This window comes from Rhizobacter sp. (assembly GCF_035702065.1).
In the GTDB taxonomy this organism is placed as follows: domain Bacteria; phylum Pseudomonadota; class Gammaproteobacteria; order Burkholderiales; family Burkholderiaceae_C; genus Rhizobacter.
Map to the genome: position 1 here is coordinate 1 of NZ_DASSRA010000030.1, position 9,698 is coordinate 9,698.

7 protein-coding genes are annotated in these 9,698 nt (G+C 67.0%); 2 read left to right on the plus strand and 5 right to left on the minus strand.

What is annotated here, in order from left to right; genetic code table 11:
- The 5 genes from dapE to queF all read right to left on the minus strand — a co-directional run.
- The coding region (gene dapE / locus VFL64_RS01325; protein ID WP_489538573.1) for a succinyl-diaminopimelate desuccinylase at positions 1 to 1,134 on the minus strand (1,134 nt) is incomplete at its 3' end.
- Positions 1,135 to 2,346: a PilT/PilU family type 4a pilus ATPase gene (locus VFL64_RS01330; protein WP_489538574.1), complete on the minus strand. Its 1,212-nt coding sequence runs from the start codon at positions 2,344 to 2,346 to the stop codon at positions 1,135 to 1,137.
- Positions 2,347 to 2,383: 37 nt separating this feature from the next.
- Positions 2,384 to 3,208: a 2,3,4,5-tetrahydropyridine-2,6-dicarboxylate N-succinyltransferase gene (dapD, locus tag VFL64_RS01335; protein ID WP_489538575.1), complete on the minus strand. Its 825-nt coding sequence runs from the start codon at positions 3,206 to 3,208 to the stop codon at positions 2,384 to 2,386.
- 22 nt (positions 3,209 to 3,230) lie between these two features.
- Complete coding sequence (dapC, locus tag VFL64_RS01340; protein WP_489538576.1) at positions 3,231 to 4,418, minus strand: succinyldiaminopimelate transaminase; 1,188 nt, start codon at positions 4,416 to 4,418, stop codon at positions 3,231 to 3,233.
- 39 nt (positions 4,419 to 4,457) lie between these two features.
- A complete protein-coding gene (gene queF / locus VFL64_RS01345) occupies positions 4,458 to 4,943 on the minus strand; it encodes a preQ(1) synthase (protein ID WP_489538577.1) in 486 nt (161 codons plus the stop codon).
- Positions 4,944 to 5,106: 163 nt separating this feature from the next.
- Here queF and smc point away from each other — a divergent pair, with 163 nt between their 5' ends.
- Both smc and VFL64_RS01355 read left to right on the plus strand, forming a co-directional pair.
- Positions 5,107 to 8,622 carry a chromosome segregation protein SMC gene (gene smc / locus VFL64_RS01350; protein WP_489538578.1) on the plus strand — a complete coding sequence of 1,172 codons (3,516 nt, stop codon included), beginning with the start codon at positions 5,107 to 5,109 and terminating at the stop codon, positions 8,620 to 8,622.
- A 2-nt stretch (positions 8,623 to 8,624) separates the two neighbouring features.
- On the plus strand, positions 8,625 to 9,677 hold the full coding sequence (locus VFL64_RS01355) for a cell division protein FtsZ (protein ID WP_489538579.1): 1,053 nt from the start codon (positions 8,625 to 8,627) through the stop codon (positions 9,675 to 9,677).
- Positions 9,678 to 9,698: the final 21 nt, after the last annotated feature.

Consider the following 9,698-nt stretch of genomic DNA (forward strand, 5'->3'; position numbering starts at 1 on the left):
GCCTTCCAGTGTCTTGCGGTAGATGTTCTTGAGTGGCTCGATGTCTGCCACCTTCACGTGTTCGTCGATCTTGTGGATGCTCTCGTTCAGCGGCCCGAACTCCACCACCTGCGGGCAGATCTTGGCGATGAAGCGGCCGTCGGAGGTTCCGCCGGTCGTCGACAGCTCGGTCGCGAGGCCGGTCTCGCTGCGGATGGCGGCTTCGAGCGATTCCACCAGCGCGCCGCGCGGTGTGATGAAGGGCTCACCGCTCAGCGTCCAGGCCAGCGCGTAGTCGAGGCCGTGCTTGTCGAGCACGGCGTGCACGCGCGACTTCAGCGTCTCGGGCGTGGCCTCGGTCGAGAAGCGGAAGTTGAAGTCGATCACCAGCTCGCCCGGGATCACGTTGGTGGCGCCCGTGCCGCCGTGGATGTTGCTCACCTGCCAGCTGGTGGGCGGGAAGTAGGCGTTGCCGCGGTCCCACTCGATGGCGGCCAGCTCGGCTAGAGCCGGCGCGGCCAGGTGGATGGGGTTCTTGGCGAGCTGCGGGTAGGCAATGTGGCCCTGGACGCCCTTGACGCTGAGCTTGCCCGAGAGCGAGCCGCGGCGGCCGTTCTTGATCATGTCACCGAGCCGGTCGACCGAGGTGGGTTCGCCCACGATGCAGTAGTCGATGCGCTCGCCGCGTTGCTTGAGCACCTCGCAGACCTTGACCGTGCCATCGACCGAAGGGCCTTCCTCGTCGCTCGTGATGAGCAGGGCGATGCTGCCGCAGTGCTCGCGGTGCGCGGCGATGAATTCCTCGATGGCGACCACGAACGCAGCAATCGAGGTCTTCATGTCGGCCGCGCCGCGGCCATAGAGCAGGCCGCCTCTGTGTGTGGGCACGAAGGGGTCGCTGTGCCACTGGTTCAGCGGGCCGGTGGGCACCACGTCGGTGTGGCCCGCGAACATCAGCAGCTTGCTGCCGGGGCGCCCGCGGCGCACGGCCCACAGGTTGGAGACGCGGAACTCCGGCGGGCCGAAGACCAGCGTCTCGCATTCGAAGCCGAGCGGCTTCAGGCGTGACACCAACAGCTCCTGGCAGCCCCCGTCGTCGGGTGTGGGTGAGCGACGCGCGATCAGCGCTTCGGTGAGCTGCAGCGTGGCCGACATTTAGAAACGAGTGGCGCGGAAGCCGCTGTTGCGGCCGTCGTCGGAGGGCACGTCGAGCGTGATCTCGGTGAAGGTGGGCTGGTCGTCGACCTCTTCCTTCTTGGGCTGCAGTCGGGAGACCGGTTCCATGTCGTTCTGCAGCCGCCACATCAGGTTGGTCGGCGAATCGGCGTAGGCCAGGCCTTCGTCGCGGGTGATCACGCCTTCGCCGATCAGGCGGGCGAGGTCGGCCTCGAAGGTCTGCGAGCCTTCGGCCAGCGACTTTTCCATCGCTTCCTTCACGCCGTTGAAGTCGCCTTGTTCGATGAGTTCGGACACCAGCTTGGTGTTGAGCATCACCTCCACCGCAGGCCGGCGGCCGCCGGCCGAGGCGCGCACCAGGCGCTGCGACACGATGGCGCGCAGGCCCGAGGCCAGGTCGGCCAGCAGGGCAGGGCGCGACTCGGGCGAGTAGAACGACAGGATCCGGCCCAGCGCGTGGTAGCTGTTGTTGGCGTGCAGGGTCGAGACGACCAGGTGGCCCGACAGCGAGTACGAGATCGCCATGGTCATGGTCTCGCGGTCGCGGATTTCGCCGATGTAGATGCAGTCGGGTGCCTGGCGCAGCGCGTTCTTCAGCGCGATCTGCAGCGATTGCGTGTCGCGCCCCACCTCGCGCTGGTTCACCATCGAGCGCTTGTTGTGGAACATGAACTCGATCGGGTCTTCGATGGTCAGGATGTGCCCGGCCATCTGCTGATTGCGTTGCTCCAGCATCGACGCGAGCGTGGTGCTCTTGCCGGTGCCGGTGGCACCCACCAGCAGGATCAGGCCGCGCTTCTCCAGCACCAGGGTGTTGAGAACCGGAGGCAGATTGAGGCTGCCCAGTTGCGGGATGTCATGCGGGATGCAGCGGAACACCGCGGCGATGGAGCCGCGCTGGCGGAAGGCGCTCAGGCGGAAGCTGCCGACGCCGGTGATGCCGATGCCCACGTTGAGCTCGCCGGTGTCCTCGAGGTCTTCCAGCTGGCTCGGCGTGAGCAGTTCGGCCAGCAACTGGCGTGGCTGAGCGGCGGAGAGCGGCTGGTCGGACAGCTGCAGGATCTGCCCGTTGATCTTGATCAGGATCGGCGTGGCCGCCGACAGGTACACGTCGGATGCACTCTTCTCGGCCATCAGCCGCAGCACCCGTTCCATGTTGCCGGGTGCGGCGCCGTTCGTCGTGGTGTTCATGGGAGTCCTTTGATCGAGATCAGGCGGGGCAGGGCAATCAGGCGCGCAGCAGTTCGTTGATGCTGGTCTTGCTGCGGGTCTTGGCGTCCACGCGCTTGACGATCACGGCGCAGTACAGGCTGTGGCTGCCGTCGCTGCTGGGCATGTTGCCGGCCACGACCACCGAACCCGAAGGCACGCGGCCGTAGATCACTTCACCGGTGGCGCGTTCGTAGATCTTGGTGCTTTGGCCGAGGTACACGCCCATGGAGATCACCGAGTTCTCCTCGACGATCACGCCTTCTGCCACTTCGGAGCGGGCACCGACGAAGCAGTTGTCTTCGATGATGGTGGGGTTGGCCTGCAGCGGCTCCAGCACGCCGCCGATGCCCACCCCGCCGGAGAGGTGCACGTTCTTGCCGATCTGGGCGCAGGAGCCCACGGTGGACCAGGTGTCGACCATGGTGCCTTCGTCGACGTAGGCGCCGATGTTCACGTAGCTTGGCATCAGCACAGCGCCCTTGGCGATGAACGAACCGTGGCGCGCCACGGCGGGCGGCACCACGCGCACGCCGGCTTCGCGCACCTGGGCTTCGTCCAGGTTCGAGAACTTGGTTTTCACCTTGTCGAAGAAGGCCAGCTCGCCGGCATGCATCAGCGCGTTGTCGTTCAGGCGGAACGAGAGCAACACGGCCTTCTTCATCCACTGGTTGACTGTCCACTGGCCCACGCCCTGGCGCTCGGCCACGCGGAAGCGGCCCTTGTTGAGCTCGTTGATGACGTGCTCGACGGCCTCACGCGTTTCCTTGGAAGCGTTCTGTGCGGAGATGTTGGCGCGGTCTTCCCAGGCGGTGTCGATCAGGGTTTGCAGTTGTTGGGTCATGGGATGTTGCGGCTAGAAAGATTCAGAGCGATTTGACGAAGGAGACGATGCGTTGCGCGGCTTCCAGGCACTCATCGACTTCGGCCACCAGGGCCAGGCGGATGCGCCCGGCACCGGGGTTGATGCCGTGGGCGGTGCGGGCCAGCAGGCTGCCCGGCAGCACCGTCACATTGTATTGAGCCAGCAGTTTGAGGGCGAAGGCCACGTCGTCCCCCCCGGGGACACCCGCCCAGAGGTAAAAACTTGCATCCGGCAGTGCCACGTCGAGCACCTCGGCCAGCACCGGCGTGACCTGCGCGAACTTGCGGCGGTACTTGTCGCGGTTGTCGATCACGTGCTGCTCGTCATTCCAGGCGGCGATGCTCGCGCGCTGGAAGGTACCGCTCATCGCGCTGCCGTGGTAGGTGCGGTAGAGCAGGAACTGCTTGAGCAGCGCCGCATCGCCCGCCACGAAGCCCGAGCGCATGCCCGGCACGTTGGAGCGCTTGGACAGGCTGGTCAGTGCGATCAGGTTCTTGAAGTCGCGCCCCAGCAGCCTGGCCGCTTGCAGTGAACCGAGCGGCGGCTCGTCGCGGAAGTAGATCTCGGAGTAGCACTCGTCGGAGGCAATCACGAAGCCGTGGCGGTCACTCAGCTCGAACAGCAGCTTCCATTCGTCGAGCGGCATCACCGCGCCCGTGGGGTTGCCGGGCGAGCAGACGTAGACCATCTGCGTGCGGGCCCAGACGGCCTCGGGTACCGAGGCCCAGTCGACCGCGAAGTTACGCGCCGGGTCGCTGTTGACGTAGTGCGGCGCGGCCCCGGCGAGCAGGGCCGCGCCCTCGTAGATCTGATAGAACGGGTTCGGGCAGACGACGGTGGCGCCAGGCTTCGTCGGGTCGACCACCGTCTGCGCCAGCGCGAACAAGGCTTCGCGCGAGCCATTCACCGACAGCACCTCGGTCAGCGGGTTCACCTCGACGCCGTAGCGGCGCTTGATCCAGTCGGCACAGGCCCGGCGCAAGGCGGGTTCACCGGCGGTGCCTGGGTAGCCGGCCAGGCCGGGGAAGCCTTCGACGATGGCCTTGAGCACCAGCTCGGGCGTGGCGTGCTTGGGCTCGCCGATGCCCAGCCCGATGGGTTTGTAGGCCGGGTTGGGGGTGATGTCCTTGGTGAGCGCGCTCAGGCGCTCGAAGGGGTAGGGGTGGAGCTTGGCCAGCAGCGGGTTCATCCGCCGATTATCAAGGACGTGATGACCGTCCTGGCCGCGTCAGAGCAGGCCGCGCTCCATCGAATGCGCGGGCAGGTCGATGGTGGGCTGGGGCTTCCAGCCCTTCTTGCGGTGCTCGGCCACCACGTTGGTGTAGATGCCGCCGCGCACGTACCACTTGGCGGTGATGCGCACGAAGCGCGGGTCAATGGCCTTCACGATGTCGTCGAGGATGGTGTTGGTCACCTTCTCGTGGAATGCGCCTTCGTTGCGGTAGCTCCAGAAGTACAGCTTCAGGCTCTTCAGCTCGATGCACAGCTTGTCGGCAATCATGTCGATGGTGAAGTGCGCGAAGTCGGGCTGGCCCGTCAGCGGGCAATTGCAGGTGAACTCGGGCACCTGGAACTGGATGACGTAGTCGCGCCCGGGGGCCGGGTTGGGGAACACGTCCAGCTGCTTGCTCGGCGCGGTGGGCGGCTTAGCGGGCTTTTCGCGCTGGGTGAAGGTGTTCTTCGGGGGGGCAACTTTGGCGGACATCTTGGCCATGGCGGTCACGTTTGGAGAGGGTTTTGCGGGGTGGGAGCGAAGGGGTGCGATGGTATCATCGCGCCTCGCTGAAAGCTCGTGAGACCACGAGATTTCTCAAATAAATCAAGTACTTAGATGCATCCGGCGGTCTGCCGGGTGCATGGCGCGGGCCGCTCTCTCCATGCGTTTGAATTCCATCAAGCTCTCGGGCTTCAAGTCGTTCGCCGAACCCACCAATTTCCAGCTTCCTGGCCAACTGGTCGGCGTGGTCGGCCCCAACGGTTGCGGCAAGTCCAACATCATGGACGCGGTGCGCTGGGTGCTGGGTGAGTCCAAGGCCAGCGAACTGCGCGGCGAATCCATGCAGGACGTGATCTTCAGCGGCTCGGGCAACCGCAAGGGCGCGAGCCGCGCCAGCGTGGAGCTGGTGTTCAGCAACGAAGACGCGCGCGCTGGCGGGCAGTGGAACCAGTTCACCGAGATTGCCGTCAAGCGCACCCTCACGCGCGACGGCACCAGCAGCTATTTCATCAACAACCAGCCGGTGCGCCGCCGCGACGTGCAAGACGTCTTCCTCGGCACCGGCCTCGGCCCCCGCGCCTACGCCATCATCGGCCAGGGCACGATCAGCCGCATCATCGAATCCAAGCCGGAGGAGCTGCGCCTCTTCCTCGAAGAGGCTGCCGGCGTCTCCAAGTACAAGGAGCGCCGCCGCGAGACCGAGAACCGGCTGAAGGACACGCGCGAGAACCTCACGCGCGTCGAAGACATCCTGCGTGAACTCAACAGCAACCTCGACAAGCTGGAGAAGCAGGCCGAGGTGGCCAGCCAGTACCGCAGCCTGCAGGAGAGCGGCACGCTCAAGCTGCACCAGCTGTGGTTCCTCAAGCACCGCGATGCTGCGAGCGAACAGGAACGGGTCAGGAACGAGGTGCTGGCCGCCACCAATGCCTTCGAAGAGCGCATGGCCGAGTTGCGCCATGGCGAGGCCGAGCTGGAGACCATCCGCCAGGCGCACTACGCCGCGAGCGATGAGCTGCACACGGCGCAAGGCTCGCTGGCCGAGGCCTCGCTCGAAGTGAGCCGGCTCGAAGAGCGCATCCGCTACGTGGTCGAAGGCCGCCAACGCGTCGAGCAGCGGCTGGTCGAGCTCAAGGCGCAGAGCGAGCAATGGCAGGAGCGCCAGGCCGAAGCGCAAGACGAGCTGGAGCAGATCGCCGAGCAGATCGCTGCCGCCGATGAGCAGAGCGAGGTGCTGGCAGCGCAGGCCGAAGAGCAGGCCGGCAACCTGCCGACCGTGGAAGACGCTGTGCGTGCCGCGCAGAACCGCAGCAACGAGCAGCGCACGGTGGTGGCGAGCGTGCAGCAACAGATCCAGGTGCTGGCTGCCGAAAGCCGCAACATCGACGACCAGCGACGGCAGTTCAACGCGCGGCGCGAACGGCTCGACGGCGAGCGCCGCCAGCTCGCCGCGCCCGACATGGAGCGCCTGGCCGAGCTGAAGAGCCAGTACGCCGTGGCCGAGGAGGCGCAAGGCGTGGCCGACGCCCGCCTGCACGAGCTGAACGATCAGGTGCCTGCGCTCGACGAAGACCGGCGCGGCAAGCAGGAGCAGGTGAACACCGAAGCGGCCAAGCAGGCCGACCTGAGCGCGCGCCTCGAAGCCCTGCGCGCTCTGCAGGAGAAGGTGCAGACCGAAGGCAAGCTGCGGCCTTGGCTCGCCAAGCACGGCCTCGAAGGCCTGCAGGGTCTGTGGACCAAGCTCCACATCGAGTCGGGCTGGGAGACGGCGCTCGAATCCGCCCTGCGCGAGCGCATCAACGCGCTCGAAGTGGGTCGTGTGGAAACCGTGCGTGCCTTCGCCACCGATGCGCCGCCCGCCAAGCTCGCGTTCTACACACCGCCGCAGGCCGCCATTGCCAACACGCACCAGACGCTGCCGCGGTTGTCCGACCTGCTGCGCCTGGGTGATGCAGGCCTGAAGGCCTTGCTGAACGATTGGCTGGAAGGTGTCTACACCGCCGGCAACATCGACGAGGCCCTGGCCGCGCGCAGCAAGCTCACGCACGGCGAAGTGATCATGACCCGCGAAGGCCACGCGGTGAGCCAGTTCGCTGTGGCCTTCTACGCCCCCGATTCCGAGCAAGCCGGCATGCTGGCCCGCGCGCAGGAGATCGAGAACCTGGAGCGCCAGCTGCGTGCGCAGGCGCTGATCGCCGAAGAGTCGCGCAGTGGCCTAATCCGCGCCGAGGCCGCCTACACCGAGGCCTCGCAACGACTCGTCACCGCCCGCCGCGAAGCTGGCGAAACCCAGACGCGCGCGCACCAACTGCAGGTGGAGCTGCTGCGCCTGTCGCAACAGGCCGAGCAGACCAGCGCCCGGCGCGGCCAGCTCGACAGCGAACTGGCCGAGGTCGACGCGCAGCTCGAAGAGCTGAACGAGCGCCGCGCCACGGGCGAGGCCCGCTTCGAAGAACTCGACATGCAGCTCGCCACCACGCAGGAGCGCCACGCCGAGCTGGAAGAAGGCGTGATCACGGCCGAGCGCAAGCTGGCCGAAGCGCGCGAGCAGCTGCGCTCGCTGGAGCGCCAGGCGCAAGAGGCGCAGTTCGCTTCGCGCTCGCTTGTGGCACGCCGCAGCGAGCTGCAGCGCAGCATCGAAACCTCGGTGCAGCAGGTGGCGGCCAACGAACAATCGGCCGTGCAGTTGAACGAGGAGCTGGCGCGCCTGACTGATGCCTCGGCCCAGGTCGGCCTGGAAGCGGCACTTGCGCTCAAGCTCGACCGCGAAGCCGCGCTCGGCGCCAAGCGCAGCGAGTACGACGACCTGAGCCTGCGCCTGCGCCGCGCCGACGAGCAGCGCCTGCAGCACGAGCAAAGCCTGCAGCCGCTGCGCGACCGCATCACCAAGCTGCAACTCGAAGAGCAGGCCGCGCAACTGGGCGGCGCGCAGTTCATGGAGCAGCTCACCGCCGCCGAGGTCGACCTCGCCGCGCTGGCGCAGACCATCGCCGACAACAACGTCAAGCTCTACGGCCTGCAGGGCCAGATCGACAGCATCAACCGCGAGATCAATGCGCTGGGCGCGGTGAACCTGGCGGCGCTCGACGAGCTGACCGCATCGCGCGAGCGCAAGACCTTCCTCGACGCGCAGAACGCCGACCTGAACGAAGCCATCACCACGCTCGAAAACGCCATCCACAAGATCGACCTGGAAACGCGCGACCTGCTGGGCACCACCTTCAACCAGGTCAACGAGCACTTCGGCCGCATGTTCCCCAGCCTCTTCGGCGGTGGCCAGGCCAAGCTCGTGATGACGGGCGACGAGATCCTGGATGCCGGCGTGCAGGTGATGGCCCAGCCGCCGGGCAAGAAGAACAGCACCATCCACTTGCTCTCGGGTGGCGAGAAGGCGCTGACCGCGATCGCCCTCGTGTTCGCCATCTTCCAGCTCAACCCCGCCCCGTTCTGCTTGCTCGACGAAGTGGACGCGCCGCTGGACGATGCCAACACCGAGCGCTACGCCAAGCTGGTGAAGGAGATGAGCAGCGGCACGCAGTTCCTCTTCATCAGCCACAACAAGATCGCGATGGAGATGGCCGAGCAGCTCATCGGCGTGACCATGCAGGAGCAGGGCGTGTCGCGCATCGTCGCGGTCGACATGGAAGCGGCCGTCGGCTTGGCGGACGCGGCCTGAGCATGAACAGCCTCACCATCGCGCTGGCCGGCTTGGGGGGCGTGGTGTTGGCCGGCGTGGTGGCGCATGGCGCCTGGCAGGCGCGCAAAGCCGGCCCCAGGCGCCCTGAAGCACCGCCGCTGGAGTCGCGCGAGCCGGTGCTCGACACCGCACAGGCAGAGCCGCGCACGGAACCCGCAAGCCCCGAAGAGGCCGAGGCACCGCCGCTGCCGATGAGCCTGCCGCGGCGCATGCCGCAGCGCATCGATGCCCTCATCGACGCCATCGGCACGCTCACGCTCGACGCGCCGGTGAGCGGCGAGATGGTGCTGGCCCACCAGCCCCCCACGCGACGCGCCGGGAGCAAGCCGTTCCTCATCGAAGGCCTGAACGCCGAAACCGGCGAATGGGAAGCGCCGCTGCCCGGCCAGCATTACAGCGAGCTGCAGGCCGGCGTGCAGCTGGCCAACCGCACCGGTGCCCTGAACGAGATCGAGTACTCCGAGTTCGTGCAGAAGATCGAGCCCTTCGCCGAGGCCATCGGTGCGATGGCCGACTTCCCCGACATGCTCGACGCGGCCGCACGCGCGCGCGAACTCGATGCCTTCGCCAGCCAATGCGATGCCCAGCTCGCCGTGCACCTGCAGGCGCGCTCGGCCGCCTGGAGCGTGGGCTACATCCAGCAGCACGCGGCACGCCATGGTTTCGTTCCGGGCATGGTGCCGGGCCGGCTGGTCCTGCCCTCGACCGAAGAGGGCGCACCGCCGGTGCTCACGCTGACCTTCGACTCGCAGGCCGCCCTGGCCGACGACCCCAACCGCGCCGCGGTACGCGATGTGACGCTGAGCTTCGACGTGCCGCAGACGGCCGCCGAGGCCGAACCCTTCTCGGCCTGGCAGGCGAGCGCACAAGCGCTGTCGCTGGGCATGGATGCGGTAATCGTCGACGACAACGGGCAGCCCTTGAGTCCTGCCGGCTTTGCCTCCATCGGAGGCGAGCTGGGCAAGCTGTACGAAGCGCTGGAGACACGCGACATCGCCGCGGGCTCGATGGTGGCCCGGCGCCTGTTCAGCTGAACGTCGGAGCGTTCCGACAAG